General features: G+C 30.0%; 8 protein-coding genes. 1 reads left to right on the forward strand and 7 read right to left on the reverse strand.

Features of this window, described 5'->3' with window-relative positions:
• Window positions 1–321: 321 nt before the first annotated feature.
• From VBM86_RS00920 to VBM86_RS00950, 7 genes are read right to left on the reverse strand one after another with little or no spacing between them, the layout of a single operon-like run.
• A complete protein-coding gene (locus VBM86_RS00920) occupies window positions 322–1,425 on the reverse strand; it encodes a variable surface lipoprotein (RefSeq protein ID WP_323189550.1) in 1,104 nt (367 codons plus the stop codon).
• Window positions 1,426–1,470: 45 nt separating this feature from the next.
• Window positions 1,471–2,796, reverse strand: coding sequence for an ABC transporter ATP-binding protein (locus tag VBM86_RS00925; RefSeq protein ID WP_323189551.1), 1,326 nt, complete (start codon window positions 2,794–2,796; stop codon window positions 1,471–1,473).
• A gap of 3 nt (window positions 2,797–2,799) precedes the next feature.
• Window positions 2,800–4,050: an ABC transporter ATP-binding protein gene (locus tag VBM86_RS00930; RefSeq protein WP_323189552.1), complete on the reverse strand. Its 1,251-nt coding sequence runs from the start codon at window positions 4,048–4,050 to the stop codon at window positions 2,800–2,802.
• A gap of 9 nt (window positions 4,051–4,059) precedes the next feature.
• The gene (locus VBM86_RS00935) at window positions 4,060–5,118 is read right to left on the reverse strand and encodes an ABC transporter permease (protein ID WP_323189553.1); all 1,059 of its coding nucleotides are present in this window, start codon (window positions 5,116–5,118) and stop codon (window positions 4,060–4,062) included.
• Complete coding sequence (locus VBM86_RS00940; protein ID WP_323189554.1) at window positions 5,118–6,167, reverse strand: ABC transporter permease; 1,050 nt, start codon at window positions 6,165–6,167, stop codon at window positions 5,118–5,120. The genes VBM86_RS00935 and VBM86_RS00940 overlap by 1 nt, the downstream gene beginning before the upstream one ends.
• Complete coding sequence (locus VBM86_RS00945; protein WP_323189555.1) at window positions 6,167–9,223, reverse strand: hypothetical protein; 3,057 nt, start codon at window positions 9,221–9,223, stop codon at window positions 6,167–6,169. Before VBM86_RS00945 ends, VBM86_RS00940 begins: the two co-directional genes overlap by 1 nt.
• A gap of 13 nt (window positions 9,224–9,236) precedes the next feature.
• The gene (locus tag VBM86_RS00950; RefSeq protein WP_323189556.1) at window positions 9,237–14,765 is read right to left on the reverse strand and encodes a PDxFFG protein; all 5,529 of its coding nucleotides are present in this window, start codon (window positions 14,763–14,765) and stop codon (window positions 9,237–9,239) included.
• A gap of 162 nt (window positions 14,766–14,927) precedes the next feature.
• Here VBM86_RS00950 and VBM86_RS00955 point away from each other — a divergent pair, with 162 nt between their 5' ends.
• Window positions 14,928–17,186 (forward strand): hypothetical protein, encoded by a 2,259-nt coding sequence (locus VBM86_RS00955; RefSeq protein ID WP_323189557.1) that lies wholly within the window; start codon window positions 14,928–14,930, stop codon window positions 17,184–17,186.
• Window positions 17,187–17,229: the final 43 nt, after the last annotated feature.

Raw genomic sequence — 17,229 nt, forward strand, 5'->3', positions numbered from 1 at the left:
CTTATTTATAGGTGTTTTCGTTTTTTAACCCTTTTTAACTTGGAAACTCAGGTTTAAAAATCAACTTTTTCAGAATTTAATAAACTAAAGAATATAAAAACCAGAGATTATTATTTTTAATTATCTCTGGTTATCCCACGTTTCCTACTTTATAGCATAAATTGGAAACGTGGGAAAAGAATACAAACCTTTCTTATTTGTTCCATTTCTAATTTTCAATATATCTAATAACACATAACTTAAGTGCATTAAATAAACTTTAATGTGCTTTTTTGTAATAAAAAAGTAGCATAAGCTACTTAATTTTGACTTTTAAACTTACTACACAGCGTTTTTCATTTGCTCTGCTTTAGGTAAGATAGCATAATATGAATATTTGTGTGCTGGATCTTGGAACAATTTAACTTTTGAATCCTCCTTTGTACCCTCTAACTCAATTAAGTACTCTTCATAAATGTTACCTGTAATAATTAATTTATCAATGATTAACATTAATTTACTAATTGAATATCTAGTAGGTGCATAAGCAGCATCGTGGTTGAAGAATTCATAAACTTTCTTACCATCTGATTTAACAATTAATCTAAAGAAAGTGTCTAGAACCTTTTGTCTAAGTTTAATCATTTTTTGATATGTTTGGAAATCACTTACAGAAAATTCAATATTATTAGGTAATTCCGGTGCATCCGCTTTGTAGTTTTTAATTGGATATGTTCTTTTTCCATCAACTAGTGGTCCTAATGTATGAACTTCATATGTGTTTTCTTCAAATTGTTTAGCTGTATCAACTATTGTGTAAGAAACTTCTTGACTTTCAGGAAGTGTGAATCATTTACCAAATCTTGTAGCTGCATCTGTATACATAGCTGGTTTAGGATCTTTTTGAACCTCTTGACCAGCTAATGCATTTTTAGCATCATTGTAAGCCGCTTTAAGTGCCTCAACATCAAAGTTTAATGCAGTTCCATTATTTGAAAAATCTAAGTAATTTACAACATTATTAACATTATTGTAAGCAGTATCGAACGCATCTTTTCTAGCTTGCTGTTCATCATTTGCATATTTGTAGCTAGCTTTAACATCTGAATAATCTGCAACAGCTTCTTTTAAACTTGAAACTAATTCATTTAAGTAATTAGCATTTGTTTGAATGTTTTTAAGTTGTTCTTGGTTTTCTGATGCTTGGATTAATTCTTTAATCTTAGTTCTTTGCTCCTCTGTTAAGTTTGAATATGATGATTCAACTTGAGAAATAGCAATTGCTTTGCTTTGCTCGAATGTAATTTCAGGATTTGGATTTGTTTTATTATTTCCCGGATTCGGTTGTGGGTTGTTTGTATTATTGCAAGAAAGAGCAACGATTGGTAACGACATTGAAACTAATGAAAAACTACCAAATAAAATTCTTTTATTAATTTTTTTCATATAGCCTCCTTTCTATTTTGTTTTGTTAGGTTATTTGAATTTAAATTAATATTTATTATTTTTTCAATCTTGAACTTCTTTAGGTGTAGCTAACACAAAGTGATTATCATTGATTTTAATTCATTCAGGTTGATAATCTTCTGTGTAATTATGCATTGCAGGATTATATTCATATCCTAGCAAGCTACCTTTATCAGAATCGATCGATGGAACTGACTCAAGTAATGATTTTGTATATGGATGAAGTGAGTGCTTCATAATTTCTTCAGTTGTACCAACTTCAAGTAATCTACCTTTATTCATAACAGCAATTCTATCCGAAATATATTCAACCATACGTAAGTCGTGAGCAATGAACACAATTGTAAGATTATATTTTTCTTTAAGTTCATTAAAGATGTTTACAACTTGTGCTTGGATAGAAACGTCAAGCGCTGAAATTGGTTCGTCAGCAATAAGTAATGTAGGTCTAAGCACAACGGCTCTAGAAATCCCGATACGTTGTTGTTGTCCTCCTGAGAATTCGAGTGGATAACGTTTTAAAACTGATTCATCAAGTCCTACACTCTTAAGAATGTCTTTAACTAAAATTGTTTTACATTCATTTTCTGTTAATTTATTTAATTCATCACGTTTTGCTTTGTATTCAGCTAATTTAGCTGCAACTTCTGATAAACCTCAAGTTTCATTGATTGTTTTTTCAAAGTCAACATATAAAGCATCATATGCAACGTTCTCATTGATTGAAATTTTGTGATCTAATTCATCTTTGAACTTTCCAAATAAAGAACGATATTCTTTTTTATCAATCATTGAGTATAAATGTTTAACAACCTCTTGGTCGTAGTTAAATAAGTAAATTTCTTTAGAGTTCTTTGTATTCGTTAAACCTTCAGAAACAACTGTTTCAATATTAACGTGTGGATTAAGTGAGTTAGCTGGATCTTGAAAAATCATTTGCACTTTATTAACCATAAAGTTAACGATTTCTTTATATTCTTTAAGTGATTTACCAAGCTTAAATCCTCTAACCATTTTCTTAGGTAATAATTTATCAAGGATTTTGATTTGGCCAAAGCTGTGTGGTGTAAGTCCGATAATAGCACGTCCAATTGTACTTTTACCTGAACCAGATTCACCAACGATACCTAAAACTTCACCTTTGTAAATATTTAAGTTAAAGTCTACTACAGCTCTAAATGCTTTTGAACGAGAACCATATGTAACATCCACGTTTCTTAATGTTGCTAAAACTTCCTTACCTTGAGGAACTTTTAACATTTCATCTACACCTTTAATGTTATATCTTATGAATTCTTTTTTTCAGAAAAGGAATTTTTTTTGTGTTTCTATGTAATAGTCTTTTTTCATAACTTATTTTTTAGAACTTGCTAAAAACTCCTTTCATAATTTTGCAATGTGTGCAGGTGGTGTATATTTAGGTGCTTTTTTATCTAAAAGTGCTGATTTAACTCTATGTGTTTCTGAAACATAGTAAAAGTCAGGTTCAACTTCAAAATCTCTACCAAGTGCATAATCATTTCTAACTGCAAAAGCATCTCCAACAATATTATTTAAGTTAGATGGAACTGAACCTCTAATTGTTGAAAGTCTTTTACCATTATTAACATCAGGCATACTTAAGATTAAACCTCAAGTATATGGGTGTTGTGGATATTTTAAGATTTCTCTTGTAGTTCCTTCTTCAATGATTTGACCTGCATACATAATTGAAATGTAGTCAGCTATCGAAGCAACAACTCCAAGGTCGTGAGTAATAAACACGATTGATAATTTAAGTTTTTCTTGTAATTCTTTAACAACTTCAAGAACTAAAGCTTGAACTGTTGGATCAAGCGCTGTTGTAGGCTCGTCCATTACTAATATTTTTGGTTCAAGCGCAACAATAGCAGCTATAACAACACGTTGAATCATACCTCCGGACATTTCGTGTGGGTATAATTTCATAACAGCTTCAGGGTCATTAATTTTTGTCAATTTAAGGAATTCTACAGCACGTTCGTATGCTTCTTTTTTGTTTTTAACAACTCTGTTAACAAGCATACCTTCCATAATTTGTGCTCCAACTTTCATAGTTGGGTTTAATGTAGACATAGGGTTTTGGAAGACAGCTGAAACAACTCTTCCTCTATAGTGTGAACGTTCTCAATCACGCATTGAGAACTTTTCAACGTGATTATTGTAAAGTTTAATTTCACCACTATCAATTACAGCATTATCTCCTGTAAGTCCATAAAGAAGAGATGTAATAACTGATTTACCTGAACCAGATTCACCGATAATTGCATGAACTTTTCCTTCATAAATTTGAATAGATGGTCCACGGAGAACTTTGTTCTTTTGACCTGGTACAGATGGGTTTAAGAATGATAAGTGAATGTCTTTAATTTCTGCAGCAATTTTAAGTTTTGTTCCATCTGAAAATTCTTTGAACTCAACATTTTCCATAAATGTTTCTCAATCAAACATATTTTTTCTGTTCCCTAATCCAATACCAGAAAAAGCGTTTGTGATTGCAACATTTATTTTTCTTTTAAAGTGTTCTCATTTAGACTTGAATGATTGTTTTTCTGATTGATTAGATAAGTTATTATCTTTTTTCATAAAACTCTCCTATCTTTGTCTTCTTAATGCATCTTGAACTGATGCACCAATTAATTGAACACTTGTTGTAATTAAGATTAAGAATGTTGAAGGAACAAATACGTATCTTAAGTAATCAGGGAATAATTTTTGACCTTCAGAAATTAAGTTTCCTAATGTAGGAACATCATCGATAGCAAGACCGATGAATGCAAGTGATGTCTCTGATAAAACAACACCAGGAATTGTGAATACTAATTGAGTAATTAAAATAGGTAATATAACAGGTACATAATTTTTAAGAATTTTTCAAGTTGGTGTACCTAAGATTTTTGATGCTGATACTCATTCAAAGTATTTAGCACGCTTAACTTGAGCTCTAATTTGGTTAGCCATACCTGTTCAAGATGTAAGTGAAAGTGAGAATACAACAACTCAGAAACTAGGTTTGATAATAATAGTCATTAAGATAAGGATGATAATTGTAGGAACAATTGAAATAACTTTGATGATGAAAGTCATAATTTTGTCAAAGAATTCAAATTGACCCATCATAATTCCAATTGTAAGTCCAATAGCAACCTCAATTGCTGTTACAACAAATGCAAGTGCAATTGAATACCTAAGTCCTCATCATAATCTAGCTCAAAAATCTCTTCCTAAGTGATCTGTTCCAAGAATGTGGAACATACCCTTGCTATCTACTGTATTGAAAATAAGTTTTGAATCATCAACACTTGTAACGTTTGGATCTTGTGTTGTAAATGGAATAACAATTGCTAATAAGATTAATGAAACTAATGTAACAAAACCAAAAACTCCGGCAAAACTTCTTGAGAATCTGTTAATAAATTCTTTGAAAACTCTTGGTTGAGCTTGCATATGCATATCAGTTTGGAAGTCTACAATTTTTCCGACAATTTTTCAAGACTGATACACAAATGGTTGTGTAATTGGGTTTGGTGCTGTTGCTAATTCTTCTTTAGACATTGAAGCAGTTGCTTCACGCCCTTTAATTTTGCTTGCTGTCTTTTCGAAGAATTTCTTAACTGATGAATTAAATTTGTGTAAATGTTCTTTAAATTTCATTAAGCACCTCTCCTTCTAATTCTTGGGTCAATTGCTTCATAAAGAATATCTCTGAATGCATATGATAGAACTGTAAGAAGTGAGAACATAACAATTAAAAATAAGATAACATTGTAGTCTTTTGAAGTAATAGCATTAAGTAACATACCTCCTGAACCAGGAATTAAGAAAATTTGTTCAATGAAGATACTTCCGATGAACGATCCAAAAATAACAGCAGGGAAGAATGTAGCAATCGGGAATAGCGCAGGTTTAAGCGCATGTCTTCAAACGAATCTGTTTCTTGACACACCTTTTAAGTAAGCAAACTTAGCGTGAACTGAGTTAAGCTCTCTGTTAAGCTCTGTTCTAATGTATTTGATATAAACAATGATGCTTCCTAATGAAAGCGCTAGACCAGGCAGTATATAGGTTGCAAAATTATACTGGTCAAATACATAAGGTATTCCGACAACACGTCCGATAAAGACAAGAAGTAAAGCGAAAATAATAGAAGGAACAGATGAGAAAATTGAAACAATAACAGTTGAAACGTTATCTACAAGTCCTCCTGGATTTTTACCAACTCAAATACCAAGTGAAATACCGATTGTAACTGTTAAGAATACTGAGAAAATTCCAACTAAGAATGATTTGTAAAATCTATCTCAAATAAATTCAGTAATAGGACGCTCAGGGAAAAGTGAATAAGAAATACCAAAGTCACCGTGGAATAGACCGTTTAAGTACTTAAAGTATCTTGTAAGTAAAGGTTGATTCAATCCATATTTTGCTTCAATAATTTTTCTTGCAGTTTCATCCTTACCTTGTGTAAGTGGATTTTCACCTGGAACTGAGTTAATTAAGAAGAATGTAATTGATATAACAATAAATCCAATAACAATAAATTCAGCAATAATTTTGAAGAATTTTCAAGATGTTTTTAAGAATGGTGAATCAATTGAAAGAAGTTTATCTTTAAGTGTTAATTCAACATTTCTTTTACTTCTGAAGATAACTTTGTTATCGTTCAGTTCATAAGTTTTATTATCTACTTGTACTTTTTTCATTAGTTCCCTTCTTTAGTTCTTGGTAATTTTGCCATTGGTGGTCTTGTCATATCGTATGCATATTGAAGTGAGAATCTGAATAAACTATCAACCCCTCCAACTTTTGTAATTTCTCAGTTTGTATCAACTTCCATAAGTGGAATTACAACTGCTGTATCTCTGATAACTTTTTCAAGTCCTGCGATAAATAAGTAAACTCTTGTTTGAGATCAGTTTTCTAAAAGTTCCTCATCTGTGAAGTTACCTGAGAAGAATGAGTTAATTCTTGAAGTGTATTGTGAAATCGATTCATCTGGATGTTGAAGTGATAACTCAATGAATTTATTTCAGAATACTGGAATTGCATCATCTGGTTTTGCGCTTTCGCTTCTTAATAATTCTTCTTGGTTGAATTGTAATCTTTGTTGTGTTTCATTTGTTAAGTTAGCTATTTGTTCTGTTGTAAATTCAGTAGCTAAATATGTAATAAATGCATTGTTGATTCTGTTTGTTTTAATGTTTTTGTTATTAATAATAATATACCCAAGTAAGTTTTCAACATATTGCTCTGAATATCTTGCTTTTTTAGCTTCGTTTAAACTTGCAAGCGCAAGCGAAACCGGTTTTGCATATTTTTTAACAAATACTGCTATTTCACTGCTACTTTGTGAAGCTTTTGCTGAATTATAATCTGATGCAATGTTTACATAGTCACCTGATAATGAGTTTGAATTAATAAGCTTATTAATTCAATTAATGTCAGATTGCATTAATGAAAGTTTTGAAACACTAGCATCTTGTTTTTGGAGTTGTTCAATAACTAATTCACCTATGTAGTCCCCATAAATGTATGAACCAACAGGGTTATCTTTGAAAGCAATTGTTTTTTGGTTGATTGTATCAACTTCATCACGTTTGAAGAATACTGATACATAGTCCTGTGCTCCATTACCACCTAATCTATCATAGTTTTGATAAATAATTTGGTATGCACCTTTTTCAATAAAGCTTGCATAGATGTTTTCAGGTAATGTTTTTGTTTCAATTGAAATGTAACCATTTGACATAGTTTCGAGAGCACCTTTTAAGAATAAACCAGCGTTCTTTTGTTCTTCTGAACCATTGTTTAAGAATTCAAATTTAACTGATTGTAATTCTGGATGTTTTGCTTTGAATCTATCTAAATAGTATTTTGCTGTTTGAATATCGTGAGTTAAATCTTTACGTTCAGTTTTTTCAAATGTGAATGACTTAGCTAAGTGAACAACGAATTCATAGTTTTGTAAGTCAAATTCTTTACCATTTTTAGTTGCAGATTTTTGACCTTCAAAGAACATTTCAATGTTTTTACCATCGAATGTTTTGTATTGTCCATAAGATGTTCAAGTGTTAACAGGGAATGAGAAATCTCATCCAACGAATTTAAGAGCTTTTTCTCTGTTAACTGCAAAATACATTGCATTTCTTAAATCTTGATCTTGTAAATATGAATTTCCATTTGTTTCGCTATCTAAGTTGAAAGCAAAAGCAATTGTTCCATACCCTGTGTTTTTGTTAAGGTATTTTTTCATTTTAGGATCAGATCAATAAAGGTTCATTTTTGAAGCAGGAATATATGTTTGTGAAATTAAACCATCTTCAAAGAATAATGAGTTTGTGTTCTTGTTAGTTGAGAACATAATTTTGATTTTGTTTGAAATTGTGTTTTCAGCGTCAAAGTAATCTTTATCTTTTTCAAGAATAATGTAACCGTTATCTCCTAAAAGAATACCTTCACCATTTTGTGCAATTTTAAATGGACCTGATGTTAAGAATGTTTTAGGTTCTGAACCATATTTATCAATTCCACCAGCAACAGTTTCAACGTGTTTTCTATTGATTGGGAATAAGTTGTAAAGGATTGTGAATAATAAATATGATAAATCAGGTGTTTTAGTGTCATCGAAAATCATTGTGAATGAGTTTTCGCTACTTGAAAGTGCTTTGATTGTACCTTGTAAGTCTTTGTTTGTTTTATTAAACTCTTGATATGGGTTTACATACATATTTTTAACAATCTTAATTTGCTTTTTCTCACCATTAACTAAAACTGTAAAGTCTTGAACTTCTTTATCTAAAGCAAAAGAAGAGTTTTCAGGTAATGATAAGTGTTCTGCAATGTAATCGTTATCATAATCTAAGAATAATTGACCTGTATAGAAACCAAATTCTAATGCAGCTTGCTTAATCGCTTCAACTTCCACAGTATCAAGTGGATTTCCATTTTCATCTTTGATTTGTGAAGTGAACACTTCTTGGTTTGGATTTTGAATGTATCTGTTCAATACTTCTGATCAAACATAATCTCTACGTCCAAATGGGTTTTTATATGATTGTTTGAATTTTTGTTGGTACTCTTTTTGAGCGTCAATAAATTTATCAACTGCTCTAATTCCGTATTTTCTAACTGTGTCTAATTTTTGAGACCCTGTGTTAAGGTCTAAAATGTATTCTAAGTAATCTCTGATGTCATTTGAAGTTACAAAGTCACCGTTAGATCACATATTTTGTTTTTTTCTAGTGTACCCTGTAATAGCCATATAGTTATTAGGGTTTCTAGGGTTTCTGTAAGCATAAATAGTACTTTTTTCTTGGATATTTCCATCTGATAAGTCAGCTAATCCACCCACTGTTTGGAAGTTATCAATTCCATAGAATGCATTTGAAATTTTACCTTTACCATCATTATCTAAAAGTTCACTTCTAGATGCATTTAAGTAGTCAGTAAATTTAGCTGAATCTTTAACTGTGCTATTTTCCATAACAACAAAGTTGTATGAAGCTTTGTTGAGTAATGATTTAAGTTGAGCTGTAGGACCTGTTTTTAAATATGAGTCCACTAATGATGGAACAATTTTGTCCATTGATTTATATCTAACATAGTTTAAGTTGTTAATTGGTTCAGTTGCTAATCCTAAATCATAATCAATTGATTTAGTGAATAATCCACCTGATTGACAAGATAGTAATGCAATTGACGAGACAACAGGAGCAGAAGCTGCTGTTAATGTCAATAATAATTTATTTTTTAATTTCATCTTCTTCTCCTTATTATCCTGAAATGTTAAATTGGTAATCTACGTAAATAATTGTTTTTCCTGTGTCGTTGTTGTTTTCATCTTTTTCAGGCATTATCTTGATTGGTGATTGTTCATCAGCTTTACCGTTTTCAATCATTGCATCAAGGTCACCGATTGTAAATCCACCTACTGTATCTTTGTTTTCATTAGCAAAATCAATATAGAATCTGTGTTTTGGTTTTAATAATGAGTTTCTGTATTTAGACATAAGTGCATAATCAGAAATTCAAGATTGGTAACCTAATTGTTCAAGTGTAACTTTAGAATCTGCATCACCTTGTTTTTCATAATAGAAAATGTTGTTTGTTTTATCAATGTTGACAGGTAAGTAGTGCGCTTCATTTGTATCAATGTCAGTGAACTTAATGTATTTAACTTGCTCTGCTAATTGATTTGGAATGTATCCATACATAGCAACTGCATCAAGTTTTTTATTTCTGAACATACCTGAAATTGTTCTTTCTGAAACTCCATAGTTAAGAAGTTGTGAAACAAAGAATGCTTTAGGTCTTGAAGTAATTTTGTTTCCTTCAAAGTCTTTTAATCTAATGTTGTTGTCTTGGATGGCATTTCTATTTTCATCATAAAGTTCCATACCAATTTTTTCTTTTTCAAATCTATCTTTAAAGAATCCATTGTTATTTGAGATGAAGCTTCCAAAGTAGTTTGAATTTCTTCTTCCATCTTCATTTCTTTGAAGCATTGATGTGTCATTTCAGATTCCAAAAATCGGTTCCTTGAATTCAGTTACAAGTTTTTTATTCTTTTCAATTGATTCGTTAGCTAAATCGATATTAGTTCTTGAAAGTTCTGCTTGTAAGTTATTGAATTCTTGCTCTTTAGTAGCTAATTGTTCTTTAAGGTCAGCGATTTTTTGTTCTGTTTGATTGTATTCGTCGCTACCTTGTTGCATTGAAGCTAATTTTTGTTCTTCAGATTTAATTTGTTCTTTATGATCAGTGATTGCAGCTTCAGCAGATGGAATTAAATTTAATTTTAAGTTATCAACTTTAGATTTGAATTCAGCGATCTTAATGTTTGTTTGAATTTGGAAATCTAAAGTTTGTGCAATATATTCTTTATATTTATGTGATTGAATAGCTGCATAAATACCTTGCACCATATCTGATTGACTATTTTTAATATCGTTTAAGTAAGCTAATTTAGTCCCATCAACAATGTAATCAAGTCCAGTAACTGATTCATTTACTCCACCTAAGAATTTTGGTAAGTTACCAAAGTTTTCAAAACTTGGTAAGTAAGTTGTTTGAACATAATCTCTTGTTAATGTTTCAGCAATTGAGTAAATATAATCTGTGAATTTGTCATTTAATAATGGTTCAACTCTTGTTTCATTGTAGTTGAATACATCACTTGATGGTTTACCTGAAGAGAATCCACCGTAGTAAATATCACCGATAAGAAGATTTTCTCCAATAACACCAAAGTTTCTAATGAATGTAATGTTCCCTAATAAAAGGATTAAGTCTTGAGTGTCAAAATATTGTTTGTAATCACTTACACCATATTTTGAAAGAAGTTCATTAAGGAATTCTTGTAATTTAGCTGCATCAAATTGTAATTTTGATTCTGGGTTAATTAATGAAGCGTCTTCAACATAGTTTTCTCTAAATTCAGGACTTTCGATTCTAATTCCATATTCTTTTGAGAAGAATGCTTGGTTAGCAACTAAATCAGTAGCAACATTAAAGTCTTTAACTGCAAGAAGTAAGTTTGAGTTTTTAAACGCTTTCATTGCATAGTTAGCTAAAAGTTGTTGTGATGCACCGATTTCAACTTTTTTATCTGTTGAAACTGTGAAGTCACCTGCTAATACAACTGATTTAATTTTGTTTAAATCAAATTTTGATTTTACATAATCTAAATCTCAATTGAATGATTTAGAAGCAACATCAAATGAAGCTTTTGAGTAGTCAATTGATAATAATTCCATCATTTTATCAAGTGAAGCAAAACCAAGTGATTTTGCAGTTTTGTTTGTATCTAATCTTGTTGCATTAACTTTGTAGTTAGCAACAAAAGCTTCAATTAAGTTTGAATCAGCTTTTTTGTAAGCTGATGAGAATGGATTAAGTCCAACATATTTCACAGTTTTATCAAAAGCATCTGGACCACTTGTAAGTAACTCACGTAAGTTTTCTAAAGTTAACATATTTTGGTCTTTGTCTAAGTAAGTAAACAAGTCTGATGAGTTGTTACCTAATCTAGCAATTCCAAGAGCATATGAAAATGCAATAGAAAAGTTATTTTGTCATCTTCCATCAACTGATTCAAGACCCAATTCAGTAGCGTACTCATTCATTGTTTGACTAAGTCTGTCTTTTGAGTATGTGTATGTACTTAAGAATGCTGAGCTTGAAACATATGGGAATGTATATTTAGTTGAGTTTTGTAAATCTCTGTAGTTTGCAAATGTTAAAACAGAGTTAATGTTTGCTCTATTTTGCATTTTGTATTTTGTGTCTATATAACCATAGAATGTGTTAACAATATCTCTAAGTGAACCTTGTAAACTTGAGCGAAGTGATAAGTATTGTAATGCTTCTCTGTGTTGTTCAGGTGCATCTTGACCTGGTTGAGCAAAGTTTGCTAAAACAGAGTTGTATTGTGGATCGTATTCAATTTGGTTTCCTCTGTTTTTAAATAATTTAAAGTAGTCATTTAAATCAACTGCATTAAATAAGTCTTTAAGGTAAATTGCAAGTGAACCACCTAATCTCGTTGCATTAGTGTTTCATCCTGAATCGAATAAGTCAGCTTTGATAACTTCTTGAAGTGATTGAACAATTAATCTTTCTTGTGAACGAATGTAGTTTCAGCTTTCTGTATCAAGTTCAACATTTAAAGGAACATTAATAACTGGTGAACCATCCGGTTTTTTGAAGTTAACTTTTGTAATAACTGTTTTGTCATTTACAGTTTCAGTTTCATAAACTCTAACTTTGAATTCATCATCATTGATAAAGTCAACAAATTGCGCAATAGGTTGTCCAGAACCATCTGTTAATTGTTCAATAACGTTTTTAGCAGTTACTTGTGCAAATTTAATTTCACCATTTTCGAATTTTTTGAATACTTTAGATTTTCCAGAAATTGCCGGGTTAAGTGTTCCTGATTGTTCATCAAATGAGTTTGCAATAAATAAGTCCCCTAGAGCAACTTTTCTAAGTTTAGCTGCTTCAATCATTCCTTCATAATCTTGTAAGAAACGTCTTTGTGGGTTAGCTAAGACTGTGTAGATGTCTTGTCCAGCCACACCTACAGCACCTCACATTTGATTTTTAGTTTCAACTTCTTGAGAAACAACGTTTCCATTTTCATCAAGGATACCAAACCGGAATTTGATGAATTTACCGTTTTCAGTTGGAGCACCTAAACTGTTTGTTCTAATAACTGTAAGGTTTGTTCTAGCTTCTAAATAGTTTTTAAGAGATTTGTATGAGTAGAATGAAGAGTCGCTAGCTCCACCACGAGTTGAAAGACCACCAACTAAAATAGGGTTTTTAGAATCGATTCAAGATTGACCTTGATCAAGTGTGTAGTGATGTCCATATTCGTGAGTTGCAACATATTTTAAGAAGTCTGTTGAAATACCTTCAAAGTCTTCAATAAGAGTTCCTAAAACAAGTGGAAGTCCAATTCTATCTGATTCTGAAACACCTTTGTATTCACCTTGAACAATTTTGTATTCATATACCCCTTTAGCATTTACAGATTTTTCTAAGTGTGGTCCGTTTAATGATTTAAGTAAGTGTGGGTATTTTTCTAGAACTTTTTCAGCAAGTCCATTATAAACCTCTGTATAAACCTGGTATTTTCTTGAATCAAGTCCTCTTAATGTTTGTCCATTAGCATCTTTTTCTTCACTTGTGTAACCTAAAATAAGAGGAGTGATTGAACCTAAATATCCAGCAGCTTCCTTAAATTGAGCAAATCCGGCTGGTGAATAATTATTTGAAGCACTTGCAACAAATTGTTCACGTAAGATAAATCTGTTTGAGTCTTCAAGTTTAACTGAAAGCATATGTGTTGATTTAGAGTTTTGAATTGTAAACTCTTTAATTTCACATTCTTTAACTAACGCTTTTTGTTCTTCATAAGTTTTATCTTTTAAAGTAGGAACTTCATTGATTGCTTTAACAAATGAATCAAAGTAATAAGTTTTATCTCCTTCTTTATAAACAAAAAGTTTTGTTCCAACATATGAATTAACGTCATAAAAATCTAAGAAGTGAATAATATCTTCATTTATAGCTTTTACAAAGTTTCTGTATGTAATTGCTGAAGCTTCTGAAATTCTTGTAAAGTCTAAACTTGTTCTAACATTAAAGTCACCTCTAGCAGCAATAACTTGATCAAGTTTTGCTTTATCAGTTTCTGAAAGTGAATCTCTATCAAAGTTTTTAACCGCGTCTGAGTCAGCTTTATTTTTGTAATCAAAGAAGACTTCAAAAGTTGTTTTCTTTTTTTCTGTATTGTAATTACTGTTAACATCTTTAATAATAACTGGTTTGAAGTCACTTAATGAAACTGTACCAAAGTTAGGTTTGAGTTCCTCTGCAACTTTTGCAAATTCTTCAGAACTAATGTCACTTGGCAAGTAAACTGTTTGAATTTTTTCAACATCAAGTTGTGGTGCTGAACCCGGAATGTAAACTAAGAAATCTTTGTTAATTAATTTTCTTGGAATAGTAATTTCTCTAAATGCTGTATTGTTAGGTAGCATTGAAGAGTTTTTAATTGCAGTTGCTAAAGGAATGTTGTTTAAGAACATATCAACATCAGCTTTAGGAACTTCATAATTAAATGTTGAATAAGTTAACGCATCTTGTGCATTTCCTCTACCACCAACCGTTGAGTAGTAAGGTAATGAACCAAAGAATGCATCAGGGAAGAATTTAATTTCACTGTATTCTTTGTGCAATGTTGAGTGGGACCCTAAAGTAATAGCATTACCATTTTGCTCAACTCCTGGAACAATTCTAAATGAGTCTAAAGTTAAGAGGTCAGGACCTCAAGATACGTTTGACATAAATCAATTTGAAAATTCAATAAATTGTTTTGGTCTAACAGCTAAAACGTACTCATTGTAAAAACTGAATGAGCCGTATTTAACTTCTAATATGAATGATTCATTGTATCTTTTGTAATATTCTTTGAAAAATTCGTCAAATGAATATTTTTCTGTTTCACCAACAAAGTTGTATTCATTGTAAGCTTCATTGTTTGAAACTACATTAGCAACAATTTTTGATTTAAGTGGATCTAAAACACAAACTTCAGGTTTAATTTGATCATTTTCATCATAGAATTTTTTAAAGTTGTTTACAAATAATTTTTGATCAACCGGATTTGTTGGTCCATTCTTTTCGTCAGAATTATTTGCATATCCGTAAATTGAACCAACAGCAATACCGGACGCTCCAGCTAATATACCTAATGCTAATAAAACTTTGTATTTTAAAGCTAAATTTTTCATATAGTACTCCTTTATTGAATTTCAAATTTTGATTAAAATCCTTATTTATATATAAATATATAAATAAATTCAATTTTACATTAAATGTAGATTTTTCAAAAGCTTATTATGTTCTTTTTTAGTTCTTTTTTGATCATTTTTACTAATAAAGTGAGGAGAAAAATGAAGAAAATAAAAATATTTAAAAATAAATGGCTAACAATTTTGGGTTCACTAATGGTCGCAGGTTCAATCGGTGTAGGAACTTGATTAATTGTAAGAAATATTCATTCTGCACCAGTGTCTAGTGAGCCAATCGAAAAGAAAGAAAATAAAAGCAAAATCAATGTACCAATTGTGCAACCTGCACCTATTTTTAATACTCCTGTAGGTGTAAATGAATCGAGAGTATTGTCAAACACTCTAAATTATGAAGATGCAATTTTTAGCAAATTTAATGCACTAACAGAACTAAATCAATCAAACTTTAGTTCATTTACTAATGCTAATTCAAATACTTGAATAAATTATGTGGCAAGCATTTTAAGTGCTCAAGCAAAAATGCATTTATTAGATTTCCCTGACCTTAAATGACATAATTCAACCTTATTGCATGGTAGAAATGTTTACAAAGACTTTTTTATTCAAGAACCTCAAAATATGAATAAATTTTTAGAAAACATAAAACAATATAGGAAATTTGTTGTAGGACAAATGAAATCATCAATTAAGTGGCTTAAAGAATTTAAAAATTTATGAACTAATTTTGAATTTCACAATTTAAACACAACAGAACAAGAAGTGTTGAATAAAATAAATAACATTGTCGAAAGTCATATTTTAGAATGTGAAAAAATCATAAACTTTCTTGAAAATCACATATTAACAAAAGCAAATGTAGAAGAGTTTGTTCCATTAATTGAGGATTTATGTTTTAAAAATGACCAGTTATGAAATAACTATCACGCTGAATTAGAAGGTATTAAAAGTAATTATCAATATTTAGATAATTTAGATAATGAATTAATTAGTTTGAATTTATCAAGTATAAAATTGATGAGTCTAAATTGACAAATTCAATCAAATTTAATTCAAACTAACAACTATTTAAGTGCTCATTTCAAGACAGATACAGAATTACTTTCAAGACTAAAACGCCTAGCAAATAGTGAAATTAGGAATAAATTTATCGAATATTTAACTCAGAAATACAACAAATTTATAACACTTTTCAACTATATGAAAGGTTATATTAATGAAACCAATTCAGATGAGCTCAAAGATATAATAGATGAAACTATCACAAAATATAATCAAATTATTGATGAAGATCCTATTGAACAAATTTATAAGACAATAACATTTGTAGCCGATAGTTTACAAATTATCTACAATAAAGTTCTTGAAATGCAAACTGCAAATATAAACGTGCTTAATAGAGCAACAGGTTCATATCAATCTTACAAAGACTTTTATAACAATAATTTCGACAGATTAGAACCATTATTAATTGAAAAAGCAAAATTAGAACTTCAGGATTTCTTTTTAGGTGAACAACTTTGAATGATCACTAAAAAAACCAAAGAAGCAAATATTGCTCATAATGAATTCATTAATTCAAGTTACTTTAATACTAATAAAGAAGAAAAAAATAAATTTTGATTTACTCAATTGCAAACAGCAAAAGAAACTTTAGGAAGTTTAAAGCAAAATTCAGATTTTAGATTGAACACTGTTAAAAATGAAATATTAACTATAAACAGTTCTGAACCAAATTATGATTTTGCAAAAATTGAAAGCAATAATAGTCAAATTACATCAGACCAAGAAATGTTACTTAAATCATTTTCAAGCATTAATAATTTTGTAATTAACACTTTCTGAGAAAACAAATTAACCCTTGCTGAGTATAATGAAAGTTGAATCACTGATGAAATCAGACAGCAGGTTAATGATTTTAAAGAAGAATATAAAGCTAATTTAAAATCAAACTTACAATTCAATTTTCAAATTAATGTTTCAAAATTCACTAAAGTAAATGAATTTCTAACAAATATACTTACAAATCTGAAAAATGATTCAAATAGAAAACAAAATATCAAAACATTCTTAACAACCAAGATAAGTGAAATCAATAAATTAGTTGATGATAATTTTAAATGTGTAGAGAAAGCTAAGAGAGACATTAAAGAAGCTGAAAAAGATCCTGAGAAACTCAGACAATACAAAGAAGATGGTAGATATGAATTAGATTTAATATCAATCGATTACCATGATGCTGAGTATAAAAGATACCTAAGTTACAAAGAGGCCTTGGACATTGCTATAAAAAGATATGTGACTGATCCTGCGAACATTGAAAAGTTATTAGAAAAACAAATTTCTGATAATCAAAAATTAACTGAGGATTTAAACCTTATTAAGTTCAAGTTTAGTAATTAAAAAAATTAAAAACTGGTTTTTGATACCAGTTTTTAACTAAATA

Source organism: Mycoplasma sp. 21DD0573, assembly GCF_034863425.1.
Classification (GTDB): domain Bacteria; phylum Bacillota_I; class Bacilli_A; order Mycoplasmatales; family Metamycoplasmataceae; genus Mycoplasmopsis.